Annotated in this window: 23 protein-coding genes and 1 pseudogene; 11 read left to right on the top strand and 13 right to left on the bottom strand. The window is 48.0% G+C overall.

What is annotated here, in order from left to right; all coding sequences use genetic code 11:
* Positions 1–226: pseudogene (locus tag ACO0LN_RS17440) on the bottom strand (hypothetical protein); the annotation flags it as partial.
* Between the two features lie 684 nt (positions 227–910).
* On the bottom strand, positions 911–1159 hold the full coding sequence (locus ACO0LN_RS17435; protein ID WP_422975939.1) for a PsiF family protein: 249 nt from the start codon (positions 1157–1159) through the stop codon (positions 911–913).
* Between ACO0LN_RS17435 and ACO0LN_RS17430 the strand changes: the two genes are divergently transcribed.
* Positions 1053–1694 (top strand): hypothetical protein, encoded by a 642-nt coding sequence (locus tag ACO0LN_RS17430; protein WP_422975940.1) that lies wholly within the window; start codon positions 1053–1055, stop codon positions 1692–1694. The genes ACO0LN_RS17435 and ACO0LN_RS17430 overlap by 107 nt on opposite strands.
* Before the next feature lie 411 nt (positions 1695–2105).
* Here ACO0LN_RS17430 and ACO0LN_RS17425 read toward each other — a convergent pair whose 3' ends face one another.
* The 4 genes from ACO0LN_RS17425 to ACO0LN_RS17410 form a co-directional block, all read right to left on the bottom strand.
* Positions 2106–2630 (bottom strand): carboxymuconolactone decarboxylase family protein, encoded by a 525-nt coding sequence (locus ACO0LN_RS17425; protein ID WP_422975930.1) that lies wholly within the window; start codon positions 2628–2630, stop codon positions 2106–2108.
* A 78-nt stretch (positions 2631–2708) separates the two neighbouring features.
* Positions 2709–3257, bottom strand: coding sequence for a peroxiredoxin (locus ACO0LN_RS17420; RefSeq protein ID WP_110255121.1), 549 nt, complete (start codon positions 3255–3257; stop codon positions 2709–2711).
* Positions 3258–3453: 196 nt separating this feature from the next.
* Complete coding sequence (locus ACO0LN_RS17415) at positions 3454–5361, bottom strand: PAS domain-containing sensor histidine kinase (RefSeq protein WP_422975928.1); 1908 nt, start codon at positions 5359–5361, stop codon at positions 3454–3456.
* A 20-nt stretch (positions 5362–5381) separates the two neighbouring features.
* Entirely contained in the window at positions 5382–6686 is a 1305-nt protein-coding gene (locus ACO0LN_RS17410) for an HD-GYP domain-containing protein (protein WP_422975926.1), read from the bottom strand.
* A 177-nt stretch (positions 6687–6863) separates the two neighbouring features.
* Here ACO0LN_RS17410 and asd point away from each other — a divergent pair, with 177 nt between their 5' ends.
* The 7 genes from asd (at position 6864) to ACO0LN_RS17375 (ending at position 11413) form a co-directional block, all read left to right on the top strand.
* The gene (gene asd, locus ACO0LN_RS17405; RefSeq protein WP_422975924.1) at positions 6864–7715 is read left to right on the top strand and encodes an archaetidylserine decarboxylase; all 852 of its coding nucleotides are present in this window, start codon (positions 6864–6866) and stop codon (positions 7713–7715) included.
* 321 nt (positions 7716–8036) lie between these two features.
* A complete protein-coding gene (gene hemP / locus ACO0LN_RS17400; RefSeq protein ID WP_422975922.1) occupies positions 8037–8246 on the top strand; it encodes a hemin uptake protein HemP in 210 nt (69 codons plus the stop codon).
* Between the two features lie 27 nt (positions 8247–8273).
* Positions 8274–8633, top strand: a complete 360-nt coding sequence (locus ACO0LN_RS17395) for a hypothetical protein (protein ID WP_422975920.1) — start codon at positions 8274–8276, stop codon at positions 8631–8633.
* Between the two features lie 4 nt (positions 8634–8637).
* Complete coding sequence (locus tag ACO0LN_RS17390) at positions 8638–8877, top strand: (2Fe-2S)-binding protein (protein ID WP_422975918.1); 240 nt, start codon at positions 8638–8640, stop codon at positions 8875–8877.
* Positions 8878–8885: 8 nt separating this feature from the next.
* On the top strand, positions 8886–9563 hold the full coding sequence (locus tag ACO0LN_RS17385; protein WP_422975916.1) for an energy transducer TonB: 678 nt from the start codon (positions 8886–8888) through the stop codon (positions 9561–9563).
* 412 nt (positions 9564–9975) lie between these two features.
* Positions 9976–10497, top strand: coding sequence for a hypothetical protein (locus ACO0LN_RS17380; protein ID WP_422975914.1), 522 nt, complete (start codon positions 9976–9978; stop codon positions 10495–10497).
* 205 nt (positions 10498–10702) lie between these two features.
* Positions 10703–11413, top strand: coding sequence for an alpha/beta fold hydrolase (locus ACO0LN_RS17375; RefSeq protein WP_422975912.1), 711 nt, complete (start codon positions 10703–10705; stop codon positions 11411–11413).
* Between the two features lie 402 nt (positions 11414–11815).
* On the opposite strand, the gene ACO0LN_RS17370 is transcribed toward ACO0LN_RS17375, so the two are convergent.
* The 5 genes from ACO0LN_RS17370 to ACO0LN_RS17350 all read right to left on the bottom strand — a co-directional run bounded on the left by ACO0LN_RS17370 (position 11816) and on the right by ACO0LN_RS17350 (position 15528).
* Positions 11816–12328: a hypothetical protein gene (locus ACO0LN_RS17370; protein WP_422975910.1), complete on the bottom strand. Its 513-nt coding sequence runs from the start codon at positions 12326–12328 to the stop codon at positions 11816–11818.
* A gap of 318 nt (positions 12329–12646) precedes the next feature.
* Positions 12647–13888: a hypothetical protein gene (locus ACO0LN_RS17365; RefSeq protein ID WP_422975908.1), complete on the bottom strand. Its 1242-nt coding sequence runs from the start codon at positions 13886–13888 to the stop codon at positions 12647–12649.
* 12 nt (positions 13889–13900) lie between these two features.
* Entirely contained in the window at positions 13901–14617 is a 717-nt protein-coding gene (locus ACO0LN_RS17360) for a hypothetical protein (protein ID WP_422975906.1), read from the bottom strand.
* Positions 14618–14878: 261 nt separating this feature from the next.
* Positions 14879–15220: a DUF4124 domain-containing protein gene (locus tag ACO0LN_RS17355; RefSeq protein WP_422975904.1), complete on the bottom strand. Its 342-nt coding sequence runs from the start codon at positions 15218–15220 to the stop codon at positions 14879–14881.
* 68 nt (positions 15221–15288) lie between these two features.
* Positions 15289–15528, bottom strand: a complete 240-nt coding sequence (locus ACO0LN_RS17350; protein ID WP_422975902.1) for a hypothetical protein — start codon at positions 15526–15528, stop codon at positions 15289–15291.
* A 322-nt stretch (positions 15529–15850) separates the two neighbouring features.
* Here ACO0LN_RS17350 and bfr point away from each other — a divergent pair, with 322 nt between their 5' ends.
* Positions 15851–16327, top strand: coding sequence for a bacterioferritin (bfr, locus tag ACO0LN_RS17345; protein WP_422949440.1), 477 nt, complete (start codon positions 15851–15853; stop codon positions 16325–16327).
* Positions 16328–16414: 87 nt separating this feature from the next.
* Here the strand turns inward: bfr and ACO0LN_RS17340 are convergent, their stop codons facing one another.
* A complete protein-coding gene (locus ACO0LN_RS17340; protein ID WP_422975900.1) occupies positions 16415–17023 on the bottom strand; it encodes a glutathione S-transferase in 609 nt (202 codons plus the stop codon).
* 264 nt (positions 17024–17287) lie between these two features.
* Here ACO0LN_RS17340 and purB point away from each other — a divergent pair, with 264 nt between their 5' ends.
* On the top strand, positions 17288–18655 hold the full coding sequence (gene purB, locus ACO0LN_RS17335) for an adenylosuccinate lyase (protein WP_422975898.1): 1368 nt from the start codon (positions 17288–17290) through the stop codon (positions 18653–18655).
* 163 nt (positions 18656–18818) lie between these two features.
* On the opposite strand, the gene ACO0LN_RS17330 is transcribed toward purB, so the two are convergent.
* Positions 18819–20024, bottom strand: coding sequence for a sterol desaturase family protein (locus ACO0LN_RS17330; RefSeq protein WP_162057782.1), 1206 nt, complete (start codon positions 20022–20024; stop codon positions 18819–18821).
* 253 nt (positions 20025–20277) lie between these two features.
* On the opposite strand from ACO0LN_RS17330, the gene ACO0LN_RS17325 reads away from it, so the two are divergent.
* Positions 20278–20814: a cytochrome b gene (locus ACO0LN_RS17325; RefSeq protein WP_162039983.1), complete on the top strand. Its 537-nt coding sequence runs from the start codon at positions 20278–20280 to the stop codon at positions 20812–20814.
* Positions 20815–20858 lie beyond the last annotated feature (44 nt).

Here is a 20858-nt window from a genome sequence, read left to right as displayed (position 1 = left end):
CTACGTCAGCTTTGTGGCCGAACAGGTTGTTGTAGATGGTGTTGACGGTGTCTTCTGTTGTTTTACCAGCGAATACGGTGGCGTATTCTGCTTGTTTGGAGAAGCTGTCGGCGATTTGGTTCAGTGTCAGGCCTTGTGCCATCCAGTAAGCCAGACCATTTGGATCTGCAGGACGGTTGAAGTAGGCGATGTAAAGCTTTTGGATGTCTGCTGCTGTGTTTGCCATTAGGAACCTTTGTTGGTATGTTGAAGTGCGTATTCGGTTAGAAGTTTGTTAGCGCATGTGTCGGTTAATTGATGGTCGCGTAAGCGGCACGCGTCACAGCTCATTTGCAAAAACCAGAATACATATTTGGCAACGATCTGGGAAGGGTGAAATTAGTCATACTCCTTCCACTTTCCTCTTATAGCTCAATGAGTCATTTACGCATTTAATTAAACAAGACCAGTGAATCTTTCAGTGTCAGGAAAAAGCCCGCCCCCCGCAATGGTCAACACAAAACGAATGATTGATGCGCTCTGACAAACGCGTGTAGCTCATCCAAAAACTTCGAGGTTCGACGTATGAACTAGTAGAACTCATTTCATAAATATGAATGAGGTGCGTTTTCCTCATAACGCGAAATGGCAATGCGGACACGGCAGTTAATGCTTGCATCATCGAAAATAAATTCTATGTTATCTGGTACACGTCATGAGGCAAACCCTTCGGGAACTAACGATTTGGGCGCATTGCTGCGTTGTGCCGCTTGCGAAGGCGGACGCCTTAGCTGCGCGTCACGCCTTGCACTGCATCCCAAATCGTCTTGTTCGCACTCATCCCTATTTATGAAATGAGTTCTAGTAATTTCCGACAGTCGAAAAAAAACACCACCGCTAGGATGGCGTTTTTCTCGATTAAAACTAGCTATTATTTACCAGAACATTGCTTCAGATACGCTTTCAGCTCAGCACCCGTTTTGCCGCTTGCCCCAGCTTGACAGCTTTTTACCTTGTCCTGACTTTCCGATTTCACAGCCGCAGTATCGACACCCGCACTCATGCATTGCTTCATGAAGGTTTTCAATTCGTCTCCTGACTTACCTGCCGCTTGGGCCTTGCATGCTTTTGCCTTATCTTGCTGGGCGGATGAGTCAGCCGCGAAAACTGCACCGCTCAATGACAAAATCAGGCTGGCAACTAAAAATGTTCTCATATTCTTTCCTGTAAATTCAATTAAAGTTAGCGCAGCAAGGGTTTTTTACTGCGTTTCATATAGTCTATGCAGTCCGACATTCCACGCCTGTCAAATCAATGCCACACCTCGTGCTGCAGTCTATTGCTTGGTTTCTCTATATATTGTTCCAATATATCTTGTTCAGATATATCTCAATCCGGCATCTCTAGCCCACCTTCAGGCTCATTTGTGCTCGGGCACGGAAGCTTCCCCAGAGGCCATTGCACTATCAGTTGACTTTTTAGGTTTCTTGACTTTTGCAGGCTTGGCCGAAGCATTTCGTGAAGCCATAGCTGAAGCCGATTCGGGTGCTGACGAGTTGCCTGCAAAAGCAGGAGCGAAAGACAAAGCAATAATAAATACAGCGACCGACTTGGGCATCTTGATTTCCTTATTCAATTTGAAAAACGGTAGGCAAGAAAAAATTCGAAATGAACATATGCCATATCGAAAGAATAAGGAGTTCAGGTCGGTGTGAATAGGGTGAAATTAGTCATACAGTGAGGAGTCGCGCCTCAACGATTCCAAGGGCAGCAAGCCGCGTGACATAGAACGCCCCGGTTATTTCAGAAGGAATCAGTCGACCAAGCTACCAGATTTGGAACCGTATCGCTGAAGGGTAATCTACTCCCTGAGCACGCACGAGAACAAGCAGTAGTGAAGAACCGGTCCGCTAGGCCAGGGCGTTTCTGAAGCAATGAATCTTGTGATCGCCTTATGGTGACAGAATCCATTCCTCATACCAACCAACCCAGCGCGTTGTCTGCAAGCAAACAAGATATTATTGGCACAAAACTGATCTTTGCCAATGTCCACAATTTTAATTGAAAGGGCGAGCCAGAAGCGATGCTGTACAGCACAGCTATCGCCCTGGTATCGTTTTAAAGCTTTATACAGCCTCAGCAGAAATAACCTGCGCAGCTGCATTCACAACAGCGGCAATACGACCCACATCGCGCAACTGCGTGGTCGACATGCCTTCTTTCTTCAACAATTCAAAATGCGATTTCACACAGAAATGGCATTTACCGATGATGGAAGCCGACAAGGCATACATCTCGAAACGGCGTTTATCAACACCGCCATTGGTTGCATAGGCATTCATGCGCAATTGGGCAGCCTGGGTTTTCAGGTCGGCATCGTCTGCCATTTCTACATATGGGTACCAGACATTGTTCATGCCCATCAAAGCCGCTGCTGTCAGCGCTGCATTGATTTCTTCTGGGGTGATTGCGCCACTGGATTTGATGGCTTCAATGATCACTGTGCTTTTTGCAGCAAAAGCTGCCGCCAGTGCCACGCCTACCGCATCATTGCCTTCGAGGCTGGAGCGAGCAATTGTGCCATCGATGTTCAGACGGATATCCTTGGCGTAATCAGGGATACGACTTTTAATTAAATTCAAGAATTCCATAGTATTTACCTATCAAAAAGTGGTTTTAAAACCCGCCGTAGCGGGTTTATTCTACATCTACCGCATGCGCTCTCTGAATTACAGAGTTGCGCCGCCTACTGTACGGTTGCATGGGCACAGTTCGTCTGTTTGCAGACCATCCAGAATACGCAGGATTTCTGTCGGGTTACGGCCAACATTGAGGTTGTTGACAGAAACGTGTTGAATGACATTGTCAGGATCAACAATGAAAGTGGCGCGCAGTGCAACACCGGCGTTAACATCACGTACACCCAGCATATCAACCAAAGAGCCTGTTGCATCGCCGAACGCATAGTGGTTCAGTTTGTCCAGGTCTTTGTGTTCACGGCGCCATGCCAGTTTGCAGAATTCGTTATCGGTAGAGCCGCCCAACAGAATAGCATCGCGGTCAGCGAAGTCGTTAGTCAGTTTGGCAAATTCAACGATTTCAGTTGGGCATACAAATGTGAAATCTTTTGGGTAGAAATAAATGATTTTCCATTTACCTGGGAAAGAAGCCTCGGTAATGTCTTCAAATGCGGAGACGCCGTTTTCTTCATGATGATTGAATCCTGGCTTGGCTGCTGGAACTTTGAATGCGTCGAGTTTTTGACCTACAGTTTTCATTAAATTCTCCTGATGACGTAACAAGGTGGACAATATGTCCACAACGGTAAGAAGCATATCACTATGGATTTTAAATATCCAATAGATTTTAACTACCACCCAATTAGCTAAAACCTTGCCCTGAATATACCGATGAGCAGGCAGAGTCTATGCAATGAGGAGATAAGGAGTAATACCAGAATATCAAGTCTGGCGACTATCTGTCATGGCGGCGGTGAGCGGAGGCAAGCAGCGTAAACCAGAATATGCTGCCCTTGCCCTCGTCCGTTTCAAAGCCGATTTCACCACCCATTTTTTCGACGAAGGTCTTGGTGATATTCAAACCCAGGCCGGTACCGCCTTGCTGTCGGGTATTGGTGCCGTCTGCCTGGGCAAATTTCTTGAACACCTGATCCCTGAAGGTCTCGGGTATGCCTTGCCCATGATCTTCAACCTCGACCTTATAAATACCGGCATTGTCGGTAATGCGGATTTGCACTTCAGCCCCATTCGGGGAAAACTTGGCGGCGTTCGACAGCAAATTGGCAAATACCTGCATGACGCGTACATTGTCGCCCATGGCCCAGGCGTTTTCCGGGTGACCAGTGAAGCAGTAGCGTACATTCAGGGCCTGGGCATAACCGGCATTGGCTTCTATTGCCTGCCTGGTTACGGCTACGAGGTCGAAGCGCTCTATATTGATGACCATTTTGCCAGAGGCCAGTTTTTCCATGTCCAGGATGTCATTGACCAGCACACCGAGGCGCTGGCAATTCCTGTGCGCGACCTTGATGAGTTGCATGGTCTTGGCGGTGAGCTCACCGGCGACGCCGCTTTCCAGTAAACCCAGTGCACCGCGTATTGACGTCAGCGGGGTACGCAATTCATGGCTGACGACGGAAATGAATTCAGACTTGATGCGGTCAGCCTTGCGCTGCTCAGTCAGGTCCAGCACGAAACCCACCCACTCTTCCAGTGAACCTTCGAGTTGCGCCAGCCCCACCATGACGGGAATACGCTGGCCATCCTTGCGTATCAGTTCACCTTCATAGGGCCTGGCCTGACCATGCTGACGTATTTCTGCCATGGCATTCTGGTGCAGTGTGTGGCTTTCTTCTGTGGTTCTTTCCAGCCAGCTCATGCCAGACTCGACAAACTCCCGCCTTTGCACACCCGCCAGTTGTAGCAAGACATCATTGGCTTCGGTAAGCCGGCCACTGAGGTTGCCCTGCATGATGCCGATGAGGCTGGAATTGACGAGGCGGCGCAGGCGTGACTCACTGATCAGCAGCGCTTCCAGCATGCGTGATTTTTCCTTGCTGGCGCGCTCAGCTGCATCCCTGGCTGCCACCAGACTGCACTCTGCTTCTTTCATCTGTGTAATATCGCGCACACTGAAAACCCGCCCTACCCGCCTGTCGCGCATGAATTCTGGCTTGGACACACAGATAAAATAACGCCCGTCTTTCAGGGTCATCAGATCTTCGGTTTCCAGATTGGGGTCATCCTTGATTTTTTCGAGGCTGGCAAAAAAACCGTCGGCGTCTTGCAAGGCATGCTTGAGATGGGCAAACATCTGCACTTCATCACGCGACGCCAGCAATTCATCCCTCAATTGCCACATGGAAGAAAAGCGCTGGTTGATGTTCACCACATTGCCATTCAAGTCTATCGACAAGATACCCTCAGCGGTGGCATCGAGGGAGCTTTGCAATTGTGCCACCAGGTGCACATGTCCATCGACCAATTCGCGCCTGTGGGTAATGTCTTCGGCATGGATGATAAAAAACTCTTTGCCACTATCAGCAAAAGTCGAGACGCGTTTTTCTACCGGAAAAGAAACACCATGGCGGTTGATCCATTCGCTTTCGGCAACAGCCCTACCCTCAGCCTGCGCATCTGCCCGCAAGGCCTCCCAAAAGAATACATCCTGCAAGGAGCACTCTATATTTGCCAGTGGCGAACCCAGCAATTCATCCCGGGTATAGGCCAGCATCAGGCAGGCAAGCTGGTTGGCATCGACCAATACCATATGCTGCATATCCACCACCAGAATCGCTTCGCGACTATGGTTGATGATATGGCGCAGTAATCCATGGTTCAAAACGGCTACTGACTGTGACATGCCGGCGTCGGTCATTTCTGCTAATTCTGGCCTGGTATAGGGCCGCCCTGTGTTTTCTTCGATTGCGAGTCAAAATAATAATTAACCCTTTTACGCGGGTTCAGGTAATTGAAAATTGCCCTTGGCAACAAGCCTGGCCTGATGCTGGCATTGATGGACAATTCCTTACTTTCTTCTGCGAGATCCAGAATGATGGCATCTTCTTTGGGAATTTCAGCGTCATACACAAGCACGCGTGGCCGCAAGGGCTTGCCTACATTCACATTCATGACCAGGCCAACGGCCTCATTAGATAATCTGACCAGGGTACCTGGTGGATACACACCCAGGCTCTTGACCAGGGTAGCCATGATGGCAGTATCAAACTGTGAACGCCTGTGCGCATACATGGTCGATAAGGCCTCGTGCGGAGTCAATGACTGTTTGGGGTCATTGTGGTTACACAAATTATCGTACACATTGGCGATGGTCACAATACGCGTGTGCATGCTGATCGCGTCACCTTTCAATTGGTGTGGATAGCCGCTACCGTCCATGAATTCATGATGCTGGGCAATCACGTCCAGCACCACGGGCGACAAGCCCGCTTTTTTACCTACTTCGAGCCCGTATACCGGATGCAACTCGAAGAAATTTTGCTCAGGCCTTGTCAGTGGCTCGGTCTTGTGAACGATATACTCAGGCACATTGACCTTGCCCAAATCATGGAACAGCGCGGCAATACCTATTTCCTTGATCATTTCATCGCTGCATTTCATTTCATTGGCCAGCATCATCGCCAGCACCGAGACATTCAATGTATGAAAATACAATTCCTCATTGCCAGCAGTCTGCTGTATCAGGTGCATGACGGTGTCGTTGCCGCTGAGTAGCACTTCTGACATGCTATCGACAAGCTTGCCTGCTTCGACTATGGTTTCCTTTGGTCTGGAAAAAATCAGGCGGTTGATATTTTTGACCACGCTGGCAGCCTGCACGAATTTTTCTTCGCAGCGGGCAATTTCGTCACGCTGCTTTTGCAGTTTTTCAAAACGTGCGCGCTTGGCATCCATGATGCTGGCATACACTTTTTTGGGCACGGTATCAGCTACCTGAGCTGGCACAGCCTGAGGAGTATTGGGCGGCTTGACAGCGACAGGATCGGATTTGGACGGGATATAGCGTACATGCTTGAGCTTGAGCGCGATCAGGTCGTCAATCTGATGTTGACTGGTGATCTTGAACGAGTTCATCGGAAAAGAATGCTGAAACCAACTCAGGTCGAGCTTGATGAACATTCCGATCCGGATCTGATCAATCACAATTAGCTGGCTATCATCAGACATGGGGACGCAATAATAAGTATTTCTATTGACGATAGCATACGCCCCCCTCATTTGCAAAAACCTTAGCTCAGGAGAAACAATTTATCACGATGCGTCTGCGATTAGCGCAGAAACAGCAGGCTTTTGCCCGCTCAACGTTATAATCGCCTTCCTGTACATTTTGAAAAGTGAGTCGCCGTGTCCGATCGCCTTGCCGTCCTGCCCCAATATTTAATGCCAAAACAGGCTCTGACTGTATTCGCTGGCAAAGTTGCCAATGCCAAGGCAGGCAAGCTCACCACCAGCCTGATACGCTGGTTTGTCGGCAAATACAATGTGAATATGCAAGAGGCTGCCAATCCAGACATCAGCAGCTACGCCAGCTTCAATGAATTTTTTACCCGCCCGCTACGTGCGGACGCACGCCCGTTCGCCAGCAGCGACTTGCTGAGCCCGGTAGATGGGGCCATCAGCCAGTTCGGGCCTATACAAAAAGACCAGATTTTTCAGGCCAAGGGCCATAGCTATAGCACTACCGCCCTGGTCGGTGGCGACAGCCAGCTGGCATCGCTGTTTGAAGATGGCAGTTTTGCCACTCTGTACCTGAGCCCGCGCGACTACCATCGTATACATATGCCTTGCGATGGCCGTCTGACGCGCATGATCTATGTGCCAGGCGCATTGTTCTCGGTTAATCCAACCACGGCACGCGGTGTGCCTGGTCTGTTTGCCCGCAATGAACGCGTGGTATGCGTATTTGAATCCGCCTTTGGTCCTTTTGTGCTGACACTGGTGGGCGCTACCATCGTTGGCAGCATGGCCACTACCTGGCATGGCATCGTCAACCCGCCACGCAGTGCCACCGTGCGCGAATGGCGTTACGATGACCAGCAAATCATCTTGAAAAAAGGGGATGAAATGGGCAGATTCCTGCTGGGCTCAACTGTCGTCATGCTATTCCCGAAAGGCACGGTGGATTTCAACCCGACCTGGACACCGGCCAAGGGCATCTGCATGGGTGAGGCCATGGCTGAACATCCTGCCAAATAATATAGGCCATATACACCCGGCACCCAAGTACCCAAGACTGCCAACCCACCGCACAGTACCTCAGACACTTACCCAGGCATATCCATACCGGACCATGCCCAGGTAAGCAGCTCAAACTCTCTCATATATAGAAGTAGTCCACATTTGCCTAAAGCATTGCTTTCACGCCAATTCTCCTGCGTATTTAGTTTGCCACTTTAATGAGCAAGGCAAAAGTAAACCTTGAACTGATGAATATCAACAAAAAACACTTGCCAAACATGTTCGAATATTCAATAATCTAAATAAGAATTGTTATCGTTTAGATTTGCAAGGTAAAATATGACTACATTTAACGGTATTCACCAGCACGCTGATCTAGCTATTACAGCAGCGACAACGCCAGTTGCAACGAATCAGGCGACAAAAGAAGTGCCGCGTATCAAGAGCGGTGACTTGATGCAGCAAAAGCGTGAATTGGAAATTGATCATGCGGGTCGCATTTACCGGCTGCGCATTACGCAACTGAACAAGCTGATATTGACAGCCTGAAACGCTGAACATTCTTGGAGACTGGACATGCCAGGTGAAACGCTGATGAACGAAGAATTATCGGGTTTGACTGCCACATCCAAGCAGCCTGAACTGCTGGTTTCTGCAGTATTGCATCTGATGTCGCATTACACAGTCAACAGCGCAAATAGTGAGACCCAGGAAGAGGCTGAACAAGCCAGCACCAGGCTGGCATCAGTCATAGAAAGACATTTGAATGCGCTGGCGAATTTGCCGGATTTGGCACCTGTGCTCAAAGCCACTTGCCAGCAATTATCCGAGCAGTGGGCCAGCCTGGTAGAAAAGAAGGCAGCGCAAAAAACCAGATTGCGCAAATTGGGCTGGTTACTGGCCTTCACCGGTAAAAAATCTGCATTAGTGGAGTAGCTTCATGATTGTATGTGTTTGCAATAATGTATCGGAAAAGAAAATTCATCAGGCTGTCGCCATGGGTGCCAGCACGATGGCCGAACTGCGCGAGCAACTCGATGTAGGCACTTGCTGCGGCAAATGCGCAGGTTGCGCACGCAAAGTCATGCGCCAGTGCCTCGATGAGAAAAGCAATAATGCATCCGGCTTTCAGAATTTCATCCAACAACTGCACTTCCAGCCCAACGCCGTCACTGCGTGAGGTTTACCATGTCCACACTTACTCTACAACAAGCCCCACAAGACTTTACTGCCCCCAAATCCCGCATCCTGTCGCTTGGTGCCATCGTCGCAGCGCACCTGGCCCTGTTTTACGCTCTGCAGCATGGTCTGCTGACGCATGCGGTACAAATACTGCCCAAAGAAGTCGTCATGACCTTTGTCGAGCCACCCGCAGTAAAATCAGAACCACCACCCAAGCCAGTCCCTCTGAAAAAACTGACGACAGTGCAAGTACCCGTACCTGTGGTCCCGCATATCGTTCCAGTGCTAGAAATACCGGCTGATGTACACCAGATCACCACCCAGGCAGCCCCTCCTGCACCACAACCGGCACCTGTTGCAGCAAAAGCGGAAACGGCCCCGGCACCAGCCGCTCCGGCACAGCCAAAACAGATTAGTGCCGTTGAATATGTGCGCGCACCACAGGCAGATTATCCCGCCATGTCCAGACGCATGGGCGAAGAAGGCAAAGTGACCCTGCGTATATTGGTCAATGAAAAAGGCCAGGCAGAAAAAGTCGATGTACAAAAATCATCCGGCTCCAACCGCCTCGATGAAGCCGCCAAAGTCGCCATATTGCGCGCTATTTTTAAACCTTATTTTGAAGATGGCAAAGCCCTGACAGTGATTGCCACGGCAACGATCAGCTTCTCGCTGAGCAGCTAAAAAATCCCCTCCCCGGGACAAGCCAGATTGCGGCAATTGCGCGATCTGGCTTTTTTTTATTTCTGCGGAAAATTCAGCCTTTCCTTATTTTCCTTGATGATGGCCGACTCGGTGCTGGTAAGGCCGTTGATCCGCTTAAGCAGCAGTGTTTGTGCGACCTCAAGATAAGTCCTCTCGGAGTGCATGGAACTCGCCCTTGGCTGATCGACATGCTTGGAGAATTTCAAAAAAATGCAATCAGGTGAAAATATAAGCGTCCACTTATAGACTTTATCAATCGGGCTTCATCAGCCTCTAATCCAACCTAAGTGAGCCATTAGTAAGCTTAATACCTGTCATCAGCAAAATTCGATAGCACCAGTAATAGACATGCATTACCCTGACCACGATAAACAACCAACCAGGAGTAACCATGAAGCTGTCGTCTAATAAAACTCTGATTGCCCTGATCTTCCTCGCGCTCGGCAATATCACGAACCTAAGTGCCGTAACCGCAGCCAATACAGAAATACCGGATTGGAATATACCTGCCAAACAGGATGATCAACAGTTACGACTAATTTTGGCGAATTATGTCCAGGCCTTCTCAAACGGTGACCGGGTTTTATTTGAATCACAGCTTCTGGACCTGAATATTCCGTTTTCGTACATCCCTGACAACATCAACGGCAACAAAAAATATGATCTGCAAAGCGTACAAAAATACGCCGATTTCAGAAAATCAGTATTTGAAAGTGGCAGCAAGTTGAAGCAAAGATTTTCTAACATCAAAATCGAGCAGCTTGGAAGTTTAGCCCAAATTTCGCTAGACTATGAAAGCGCCGGCAGGGACCAGGACTATCAGGGAAAGGGATGGAAAGTAATTCAGCTTATCAAAATCAACCAACAGTGGAAAATAGCCAGTGAATTTTACAATGGCTATCCGGATAAATGACAGGCCGGACTTACTTAGCCTTATCTGCGTTATCAATCTCACCAGCGGCATGACAAACTGTGCTCTGGCTTCCTGGAACATTTGTGCGGGTATTGAAAATTCGCGCCATGATCGACCCGGAAAATTTATTCCTGACAAAGCATTAGCGTCAAACGTCGGAATTTGCATCCTACAATAATTTAACTGGATCCTTCTGGATATGTAAATGCAGCCTATTGTCCTAGTACCCGGATTGCTTTGTTCAGCAGAAGCTTTCGCCTTCCAAATACCTGCTTTGTGGCAGTTTGGTCCCGTGACTATTGCATCGACGCTGGAGGGAAAATCAATAGCCGAGATGGCGTCCACAATCCTGGCCACAACACCCTCTCAATTTGCACTCGCCGGCATTTCAATGGGTGGTTATATTTGCCTTGAGATCATGCGACAGGCACCAGAGCGCGTACTCAAGCTTGCGCTTCTAGATACATCGGCGCGCGCGGATAGTGCTGAGCAGATCAAACAACGTCGAGCCATGGTTGCAAACTTCCGCGAAGGTGACTTTACTACGCTCGCATCAGAAGCTTTAAATTCCATTGTCCACCCATCGCATAAGGGTGACGCCAACTTGCGCGAAATAAATATCCGGATGGCGATGGCAGTTGGCATCGATGCTTTTGAGCGGCAGACTGATGCAATTATCTCGCGTATAGATAGTCGCTCCTGCCTATCATTTATTTCAGTACCGACGCTTGTTCTCGTAGGAGATTCAGATATTCTCACCCCACCAGAATTAGCCGCAGAAATCGCAGCAGCTATTCCCGCCGCGCGATTGACGGTCATCCCTCAATGCGGCCATGCGTCCACACTCGAACAACCTTTCGCCGTTAATAGTGCCTTGATCAAGTGGATAGATGATTCCTTGGAAAACCCAGCTTAGTTGCAAGCTGCATACTCCTGTTGCATATTTTCGTGAAAATTTCTACACTCACCCGTTGGGATTGGCCGGCTCTGAGCGATTCCGGTAAGCTCCCGTGCATGCAATTTAATGAAGTATCGTGGCCGATCAACATGTCTGCAGTTTTTTAGAGTCGACGACGGCCCACTCTTTAACGAGTTCGCCAGTGTACTATGCCTTCAATCAAATCGAGTTTAGAATCCCTCGCTTGAGCGTGTGCTCGTTTGTTTGCTGAGTTATCCCTATCAGTTTGATCCACCTTCCACCTCCTGATTAGGGCTGCCATCAAGACAGGTAGAATTACTTGCTAAACGCAGGTCACAATAGATGTAGAATATTCAGCAAAATGGGGCACTTTTCAGTGCAAATCGATAGTCATCCACCTTAAGCGCTAATGGTAATCGTAGAGACGCAATCGTGATCAGGCTTTTCTTTGCTTTCTCCACGAATGTCGATATGAATCACAATTTCATCACGTGAGAAAATCCAGGTAACGCGACGACCGTGTTCGCCATAAACAGGCTTCTGTTGAAAGCCGAGTTCGTTCAGTCGTTTTGCATAAGCTTCAAAATCGATTTTGCAGATCGGGGTCTTATCGGCGTGGCTATTGGTTTGATCGTCGAAGGAAAATAGCAAACGGCTGCGCTCGCCATCTTTGCTGCCGGAGATCACGGTAATATTAAAGAACCAGGTATCAGTAATTTTCGCTCCTGTTCCATATTCCTTGGAATTTGCAGGATCAAAGTAAACCCTGAGACCAGTCGCGATTTCCAGATTTTTGGCAGAAATATCCTCAACCGTTTTAATCTTGCCTATCAGGTCCAGCATACGCTTGTTGATTTCCTCAGCAGTCATTTGTGGAACTTCCGGCGATACGCTTTGATGAGAGGTATCCATAAATTTCTTGTTTGCGATAGAAGTTCAGGAAGAGTAGGTAGCAGAAGAATTATTTCCTTCTGCCAGTGCGCCACGGCTTTGCGCACAAAAATGTCGAAAGCATGGCAATTAGCACCAAAGCGAAGACCAAACGACTGGTGCTCATGCGGAGATACGTTGCCAGCTCTGCATTTGAAGATGAGAGAGATGACGAAGCAAAAACTCTGGGTTGCATAACCAGGTCCTTTCAATTATCAACACCGGCATATACAAATATAAAACTCAGGGCAGTTGCAAGCATCCCTATTCCTGGTTACATTTTTATGTAAATTCTTGCGCTCACCCCGGCTTGGGTTGAACAGCTTTAAGTGATTCAGGCACACTCCTGAGCAAACGACTGGACGGCGTGTCGTCACCCATGAGCAGGTCTGCACTGTTTTTGGCAGGCGACATGGGCACGGCCTTCGACGAGTTCAGCGGGACTGATGTTCCGTCAGGCAGATCAAGTTTGATATCCTTCGCCAATGCATGGCTGGTGACAGGACTTACAGGAGGAGCAGGATGCGCGTTCGGATCGAAAGTTGCAGACTGCTTCTTGCCATCGCTGGTATCGACATAAGAGAAGGCTTTGTTGTCTGAAAATTTTACATTCTGATTGATCAGGTCTTGTTGCAAGCCCAGTCGCTTCATGTCGAACTGCACTTCCGGGGTGGTGTATTTCTTGTCAGTTTTGTGATAAAAATCCTGATACGCTTTCTCATTGTTACCAGCAACATTGACTGCCCAACTACCGTAGAAGTTGGCGTAATCGAGATTGTGATTCGACCCAAGCCTGGACTCCTTTGCAGATTTATCAAAGTAATACTTGCCCATGGCTGCGACATTGTCCTTTGAATAGGGCATGCTCATGTCAGCATCGACAGTCAGGCCCGGCTTCATCGCGTAGTTATAATTTCCTGGCGTGCCACTCACAGTAATGAAATCCTGCATGCGCCCCGGAGCAGTATCGTAAATGTCTTCAAGCGTTGCTTTGGGGTTGGCTTTCCTGGCTTGCGAAGCAATCGCATTGAAGCCACCAATATGCGCAGAGGCCTCGTCTTTACGAGAAGCCTGGATAAAATCATCAGTCACTTTGGTATAGTCATGTGGCGATGCCTTGCTCGTTGCCAGTACCTTAGTCCCATCAAGGAAATCCTGGGTTATCTTTTTGGTTGCGGCAGCGTTGAATGAATGCTGGATTTCGTGACCCATCACAAAAATCAGCTCACCCTTATCGCGTTCGCTCGTACTAGCTTTCTGGAGTACATTCATCGGTACATTGATGGCTTTTGCACTCGGGTCATACGAACCGCCTGTGCCAGAATTGGCAGGAAGTGCCTGAAATTTAGTTAAATACCCTTTATCGACTGATTCAAGAATGCGCTTCTTCAGATCAGGAGAAACCTCAAGAAGCTTGGCCAAGTCATCACCGGGATTATTGTTCGCGGTCTTGTTGGCATTACCAAAGTCCTTGATGATCTTATCAAGCTTTTGCTCAGCAGTCGGTGGCGCCGCATTGGATTTGGGATTCGGTCCGGTCATGTGACTTCCCCTCTAGACGTCAATGACTATCATGGAGACACAATCGTGTTTCACATTTTCGTCACTTTCTCCACGAATGGAAATTTGTAATTCGACTTTACCGCGCGAGAAATTCCAATAAATGAGTCGATTGTGTTCGCCATAGTAAGGCTCTGATTGAAAACCGAATTCAATCAGTCGTTTTTTATAGGCGTCAAAATCGACTTTGCAGATCGATGTCATATCGGCACCGCTATGGGTTTGGTCGTCAAACGAGAATATCAGCCGACTGGCTTTGCCGTCTTTGCTACCGGATATCACTTTAATGTTAAAGAACCAGGTATCGGTAATTTTTGCTCCAGTCGCATATTTACCGGGATTATCAGCATTAACGTAGACCTTGAGGCCAGTCGCGATTTCTAGATTTTTGGCAGAAATATCCTCAGCCGTTTTAATCTTGCCCATCAGGTCCAGCATGCGCCTACTGATTTCCTCGGCAGTCATTTGCGGCACTTCTGGAGATGCATTTTGATCAGAGGTTTCCATAGATTTCTTGTTAGCGATAGAAGTTGAGGAAGAGGCAGTACCCGGGGAACTCTTTCCCTGCGCCAGTGCACCAGGGCTTTGCGCGCATGAAGTCGTCAGCGTGGCAAGTAACGCCGAAGCAAAGACTAGGCGAATGGTGTTCATACGACGATGTTTTGCCGACTCTGCATTTGAAGATGATGAAGCAATGGCACTGTATTGCACTATCAGATCCTTTCAGACTATTGCAAAGGAAGAGTTCCGAGCACTCAAATCATAAGCGCACAATATTTTCAGAATGATTTGAACGGATTTTTAAAATTATCAGATTAACAATGCCAGTATAACACTATCGCAAATTCCATCGCAGCAATTTGAAATAAGAGAATAGTTAAGTCCCACTTACTCTCTTAAAAACACAAAAAATATTGCGACAAATTACCCGCCCATAGTCATCATGGACATCAATGTCGCAGAATGGCTGCTCTATCGCACTATAGTTCTCCGGGTTGCGATTTCGTTTGGGCCAATACAAACAGGACTGACTTTACTGGCCAGGCAACTTTCATAATCATTTTTTTGAGCTCTTCTCTGTTTGAATTCTTCGTTTTTCCTGGCAAGGCTCTGTTCATTTTTCTGAGCATCAGGCGAAACGGCGGGCGTAGCTATATTGATATTCACTTTTTGCTGAAGATTCTTTGCGTCACGACAGGGATTCTGACTGTAGGAAATCTTGCCCGCTGTGTCGACGCATTTATAAACGTCCGCAAAGACATTGGTAGAAATAAGCAGCATTGAAGAAAATAAAAAGCGGGAAAATGAGTTCATGTCGTGTAGAAGCTTAAATTTGAAGAAATGTCAGAACCGTAATCTGGAAAGCATTTTCCGGTCACTGTTTAATTCTGAGCAAGCGCAAAGTTTACTTCGTTGTTGATGGTGGGACTTGCGCTTCTTTGCAAGCGCACATTATAAACTGCCAATCTCATCCGCTTATTCATCTGGCAGATATCTGACTTTCCATACCCTGAAATATCAGAGTAGTTACGAGCAATTTGCTGATGGGGAAAAATGCTGTGATAATCGTTGTAGTAAAATCCAGGAAATAAAGAAACTCGAAGCAGCTCCATGTTATTCACTGATGGCTCCACCACAAAAATGAGAATATCAGAACGCTGATTTTCAAAAAAATGGGGAAGAGAAAGCGAACCAAAGCCCCTGCCAGTACACCGATTTTTTCTCAGGCAATCAGAAAACTAAATGAGAATAATTGCGCTTCGTGACCTCAATCAAGTGAGGAATTGTCTTCTTCAAGCATTGAATCACGCTAATTCAGTGATGTAGGTCATCTTCGTTTTGCAACTGCCACTGAATGATCTATCATGTGATAAAAGCCTGCAAGCATAAAGCTCGTCAGCAAACACCTCACCAACAATATCCATAGCCACAGGAAGGAAAGCCATGAAAGGCGACGCGAAAGTCATCAAACTGCTTAATGCACAACTCACCAATGAATTGAGTGCGATCAATCAGTATTTTTTGCATGCACGCATGTACAAGCATTGGGGTTTTGAAAAAATAGCCAAGAAGGAATACGAAGAATCCATAGGCGAAATGAAGCATGCTGACAAGCTCATCGACCGCATCCTCATGCTGGGTGGTCTGCCAAATCTGCAAGCCCTGCACAAGCTGATGATAGGTGAAGAAACGGTAGAAATGCTGGGATGCGATTTGAAGCTGGAAGTTGCTGCGCAAAAGACAGTCAAGGAAGGTGTCGCCACTTGTGAAGCAGTCGGCGATTATGTGTCTCGCGATTTGTTCCAGGTCATTTTGGAAGATACTGAAGAGCATATAGACTGGCTGGAAACGCAGCTGGAATTGATCGAGAAAATCGGTATCCAGAATTATTTGCAATCACAAATGTCCACAGAAGAATAAGTCAGAGCAATTTTTGCTTGGCTAAAAATACGAAAGGGATGGAGCTTGCGCTACATCCCTTTTAGTTTTCAGTCCGGCTTTTTGTATTTATTGTGGCAAAGTGTCTTTGAAAGAAGCGCGTTCCGATAATTTATCGAACAGTTTTGCGAGATTTGGATAGTCACCACGCCAGTCTATTTCCGGGAAGCGGAAGCCCAGCCAGCCCAGTGCACAGGCAACGCTGATATCAGCGAGGGTCAGGTGATTGCCGGTACAGAACGCGGTATCACCGAGGCCACTGGACATGGATTTCAGACCTGCATGCACCTTGCTCATTTGCCTGTCTATCCATTCCTGACTTTGCTGTTCAGCCGGGCGCAAGGTCTTTTCCAGACGAACCAGAATGGCGGCATCCATGATGCCATCTGCCAGGGCTTCCCAGCATTTAACTTCCACACGTTCACGGCCTTGCGAAGGAATGAGCTTGCCGACTGGTGTCAGAGTGTCTATATATTCGACAATGACGCGCGAATCAAACATGGCACCACCGTCTTCCATCAAGAGACAGGGTACTTTTCCTAGGGGATTTGATTGCTGTATTGTGGTGTCTGCTGCCCACACATTTTCTTGCACAAAAACGTAATCAAGTTTTTTCTCCGCCATGACAACGCGGACTTTTCTGACAAAAGGACTAGTGGTGGAGCCAATAAGTTTCATAGGAATCTGGTAGTAGGTTTAGCGCGGATTATAGCATCGCCTGCCTGTAAACCCATGCTTGCGGGGGCAGACGTGCGGAGCAGCAACATCACTACGATTCTATAATTTGAACGCATTCAAATGGTAAAATCGCGTATTCGGTGCAAAAAAAACTGTATTTGCACAACAATTGTAAATTTTTGCCAAATCATGGTGATTTGCAAAATCTACACTTTTGTTGTTTTTTTCGCAAGGCTTTCTGTCATTCCATCTCTATAGTCCATCATGTCCCTATCCTCACTCTCTGCTCTCTCTCCACTCGACGGTCGTTATGCAAGCAAAGTGGATGCCTTGCGCGCCACCTTGTCTGAAGCTGGCTTCATGCATCATCGCGTTAAAGTTGAAGTGTCCTGGCTGCAAGCTTTGTCACAAGCCGGTTTCGATGAGATCAAGGCTTTTTCCCCGGCAGCAAATGCCTTGCTCGATAAACTCGTTGCCGGGTTTTCTGAAGCAGATGCGCAACGCATCAAGGAAATCGAAGCCGTCACCAACCATGACGTCAAGGCGGTTGAATATTGGCTCAAAGAGCAAGTCAAGGATGTGCCTGAGCTGGTTGCTGCCAGCGAATTCATCCACTTTGCCTGCACCTCTGAAGATATCAACAACACTTCTCACGGCATGATGTTGAAGACGGCGCGCAATGAGGTGATGCTGCCAGCACTGCAAAAACTGATCAGCAAACTGACAGAAATCGCGCATGCAAATGCTGAAGTGCCCATGCTGTCCCGCACACATGGTCAGACTGCCAGCCCAACTACCCTGGGCAAGGAAATGGCCAACGTTGTTGCACGTCTGCAGCGCGCCATCAAGCGCATAGAACAGGTAGAAATCCTGGGCAAGATGAACGGCGCAGTGGGCAACTACAATGCTCATCTGTCTGCCTACCCGCAGCATGACTGGGAAAGCTTCTCCAAAAATGTTGTCGAGCAGCGCCTGGGCTTGACCTATAACCCATACACGATACAGATTGAGCCACATGATTACATGGCTGAGATGTTCGATGCCTTCGCGCGCGCCAACACTATCTTGCTGGATCTGAACCGTGACATCTGGGGTTATATTTCTGTCGGCTATTTCAAACAAAAAACCAAGGCAGGCGAAATCGGTTCATCCACCATGCCGCATAAAGTCAATCCTATCGACTTTGAAAATTCTGAAGGCAACCTGGGTCTGGCTAATTCACTGCTGCGTCATCTGTCAGAAAAATTGCCAGTGTCGCGCTGGCAGCGTGACCTGACAGACTCTACTGTCTTGCGCAATATCGGCGTGGCATTTGGTTACACCTTGCTGGCCTACGACAGTTGCCTGCGCGGACTGAACAAGCTGGAAACCAATCCAGAGCGCCTGGCTGCAGACCTTGATGCGACCTGGGAAGTATTGGCAGAACCAGTACAAACCGTGATGCGCCGTTATGCAGTAGAAAACGCTTACGAGCAATTGAAAGAACTGACACGCGGCAAAGGCATCACCAAAGCCGCCTTGCAAGAGTTTGTTGAAGGCTTGGCTATCCCGCGCGACGCCAAAGATTTGCTGCTGGCAATGACACCGGCGAACTACACTGGTATTGCAGCGAAACTGGCAAAAGCGATTTAAGGTTTAAAGACCAAAAGGCTCACCACAGAGGCACCAAGACACAGAGGTAGCACAGAGAAAATCGAAGAAAGCTCCAAAAATATCAAAGCTAACTCGCATGTTTTTCTCTTGCCTTTCTCTGTGTCTCGGTGCCTCTGTGGTTAATGGTCTTGATTCACACAACTTATTTCTGCGAACGGAACGGGAACATCAGTTGTTTCACGAAGCCGTCCGGCATGTAGTCCCCCTGCACGCCATATTTCTCAGGGAAGCCTTTTTGCCCTTTGATTGCTGTACCAAACAGGTGGTCAAGGAAGGCATAGTGAGCCGCATAATTCCTGTCTATCGCCACATCATCTGATGAATGGTGCCAGTGATGAAAATCAGGTGTGACGATCACATACTTGACCGGGCCCCATGGCAGATGCACATTCGCATGGTTGAATACGGCCTGGAAGCCGACCACGATGATATAAACGTCCATGACAGTCTTGTCAAAACCCAGCACGTACAGGGCACCGAGCACGCCTACGCGGGTGCAGATCAACTCCAGGATATGCTGACGCGAACCGGCCAGCCAGTCCATGGTCTTGGCTGAATGATGGACGGCGTGGAAGCGCCACAGGAAAGGAATCTCATGATAGGCGCGGTGGGTCCAGTACTGCACCATGTCGGCAGTCAGGATACACAGCAGTAATTGCGGGAAGAACCAGATAGACTGCACAAAGTCGCGCACGCTGTCATGTGCCATCCAGCCAAACAAGCGGTGTATCGCGAAATTGACAGTTAACAAGGCCAGTCCGACGATGAAGTGATTGACGGCAAAATGCACCATGTCGGTTTGCCACTCACGACGGAAAATCAACTGCCCCTTGTACAGCGGGAAGATTTTTTCTATAACGACAAAGATGATGGTCGAGCCCAGCAAATCGAGAATAAACCAGTCCAGGCCTATATACGGCGTATGATCAGGAAAATCAGCCACAGGCACATGCGATCCACCGTAGGCCACGGCGGCAATCACCAGGGCGGCGGCTACCGCATTCAAGCCGCGACGGCGGTTGAACAGTATATTCAATAAACTGATCACGCCAGAGAGCACCAGCGCTGCAAATAGAATATGGCGTATGACGTCCGGGGAATAGTTTTTACGCAATTCAGGCGTGGTCAGATACTGCGGGAAGTGGAAAGCTATCACACCCAGCAAACACAGGAATGCCAGCGTCAATGCCAGTACACCACTAGCCAGACCTGTGCCAGGTTTCAATGGCCCGCTCTGGTCCAGCAAGCCTGTGGTTTCACTGACGGCACCTGCTACGTTGCCAAGTACGGTTTTGGCAGGATCGACTAATAGTTTACCTAGGGATTTTTCTGGAATTTCTGGTTTCATTATTGATATGATGAATTGGCAAGTAAGCCAATGATAAATGAATGCCTTAATGGCAGGGGAAAAACCTTTTTATGGCAAATTGCGCGGAGATTCCAGGCAAAGTATAGCCGGAAGACTCAGTTTCAAAAACAAAATGTAGCAGCTGCTTACATAATATTCGCTTAAAAATTGGGCGACTCTCAGCAGACTTTCTTTTTTTGCGCTATATTAGTTCTACTTCGAACTAATTATCTCTTTCATCAGAGGAGCAAGTATGGCAGCCACTCAAAGATATTCCAATTTCAGCATAGCGTTGCACTGGCTGATTGCCATTCTAATCATCATTGCCTTTATCCTCGGCAATATCATGGTTGATATGAGGATCAGCCCGACCAAGTTGCAATATTTCTCCTACCATAAATGGCTGGGTGTAACGGTACTTGCTTTTGTTGCCATACGTCTCATTTCCAGGCTCATGAGCAAGGCACCGCCTTACCCTGAGAATATGGGCAAAGTCCAGACCCAGCTGGCGAATGCGACTCATATCCTGCTGTATGTACTGATGTTCGCTGTGCCCTTGTCTGGTTATTTTTACACCCTGGCAGCGGGCTATCCGGTAGTCTATCTGGGATTATTCGAGTTACCAGTATTAATAGCTCCCAACCCGGAAATCAAGGGGACTTTAAAAGAATTGCATGAAATTTTAAACAATGTCATGTTCGTTCTGGTCTTACTGCATGTCGCGGCGGCGCTCAAGCACCATTTCTACGATAAAGACGGGCTCTTGAATCGCATGCGTCCTCGTTTTTAATTTTTCCGGGCTAATCCTTTTAGTTAATTCTTCTTATTTTTAAG

Origin of the sequence: Undibacterium sp. TC9W (assembly GCF_049339865.1) — a bacterium.
In the GTDB taxonomy this organism is placed as follows: Bacteria; Pseudomonadota; Gammaproteobacteria; order Burkholderiales; family Burkholderiaceae_D; genus Undibacterium.
The sequence above is the reverse complement of the archived record's forward strand: the minus strand, read 5'-3'. Positions and strand labels throughout refer to the sequence as shown.

Bases quoted from the DNA above. Each gene is read 5' to 3' on its own strand.
- ACO0LN_RS17355 (WP_422975904.1), bottom strand. From the start codon at position 15,220: ATGAACTCATTTTCCCGCTTTTTATTTTCTTCAATGCTGCTTATTTCT.
- ACO0LN_RS17425 (WP_422975930.1), bottom strand. From the start codon at position 2,630: ATGGAATTCTTGAATTTAATTAAAAGTCGTATCCCTGATTACGCCAAG.
- ACO0LN_RS17385 (WP_422975916.1), top strand. From the start codon at position 8,886: ATGTCCACACTTACTCTACAACAAGCCCCACAAGACTTTACTGCCCCC.
- purB (WP_422975898.1), top strand. From the start codon at position 17,288: ATGTCCCTATCCTCACTCTCTGCTCTCTCTCCACTCGACGGTCGTTAT.
- ACO0LN_RS17340 (WP_422975900.1), bottom strand. From the start codon at position 17,023: ATGAAACTTATTGGCTCCACCACTAGTCCTTTTGTCAGAAAAGTCCGC.
- ACO0LN_RS17430 (WP_422975940.1), top strand. From the start codon at position 1,053: ATGAAGGTTTTCAATTCGTCTCCTGACTTACCTGCCGCTTGGGCCTTG.
- ACO0LN_RS17390 (WP_422975918.1), top strand. From the start codon at position 8,638: ATGATTGTATGTGTTTGCAATAATGTATCGGAAAAGAAAATTCATCAG.
- ACO0LN_RS17415 (WP_422975928.1), bottom strand. From the start codon at position 5,361: ATGTCACAGTCAGTAGCCGTTTTGAACCATGGATTACTGCGCCATATC.
- ACO0LN_RS17395 (WP_422975920.1), top strand. From the start codon at position 8,274: ATGCCAGGTGAAACGCTGATGAACGAAGAATTATCGGGTTTGACTGCC.
- ACO0LN_RS17375 (WP_422975912.1), top strand. From the start codon at position 10,703: ATGCAGCCTATTGTCCTAGTACCCGGATTGCTTTGTTCAGCAGAAGCT.
- ACO0LN_RS17365 (WP_422975908.1), bottom strand. From the start codon at position 13,888: ATGACCGGACCGAATCCCAAATCCAATGCGGCGCCACCGACTGCTGAG.
- hemP (WP_422975922.1), top strand. From the start codon at position 8,037: ATGACTACATTTAACGGTATTCACCAGCACGCTGATCTAGCTATTACA.
- bfr (WP_422949440.1), top strand. From the start codon at position 15,851: ATGAAAGGCGACGCGAAAGTCATCAAACTGCTTAATGCACAACTCACC.
- ACO0LN_RS17410 (WP_422975926.1), bottom strand. From the start codon at position 6,686: ATGTCTGATGATAGCCAGCTAATTGTGATTGATCAGATCCGGATCGGA.
- ACO0LN_RS17325 (WP_162039983.1), top strand. From the start codon at position 20,278: ATGGCAGCCACTCAAAGATATTCCAATTTCAGCATAGCGTTGCACTGG.
- ACO0LN_RS17380 (WP_422975914.1), top strand. From the start codon at position 9,976: ATGAAGCTGTCGTCTAATAAAACTCTGATTGCCCTGATCTTCCTCGCG.
- ACO0LN_RS17330 (WP_162057782.1), bottom strand. From the start codon at position 20,024: ATGAAACCAGAAATTCCAGAAAAATCCCTAGGTAAACTATTAGTCGAT.
- ACO0LN_RS17370 (WP_422975910.1), bottom strand. From the start codon at position 12,328: ATGGATACCTCTCATCAAAGCGTATCGCCGGAAGTTCCACAAATGACT.
- ACO0LN_RS17420 (WP_110255121.1), bottom strand. From the start codon at position 3,257: ATGAAAACTGTAGGTCAAAAACTCGACGCATTCAAAGTTCCAGCAGCC.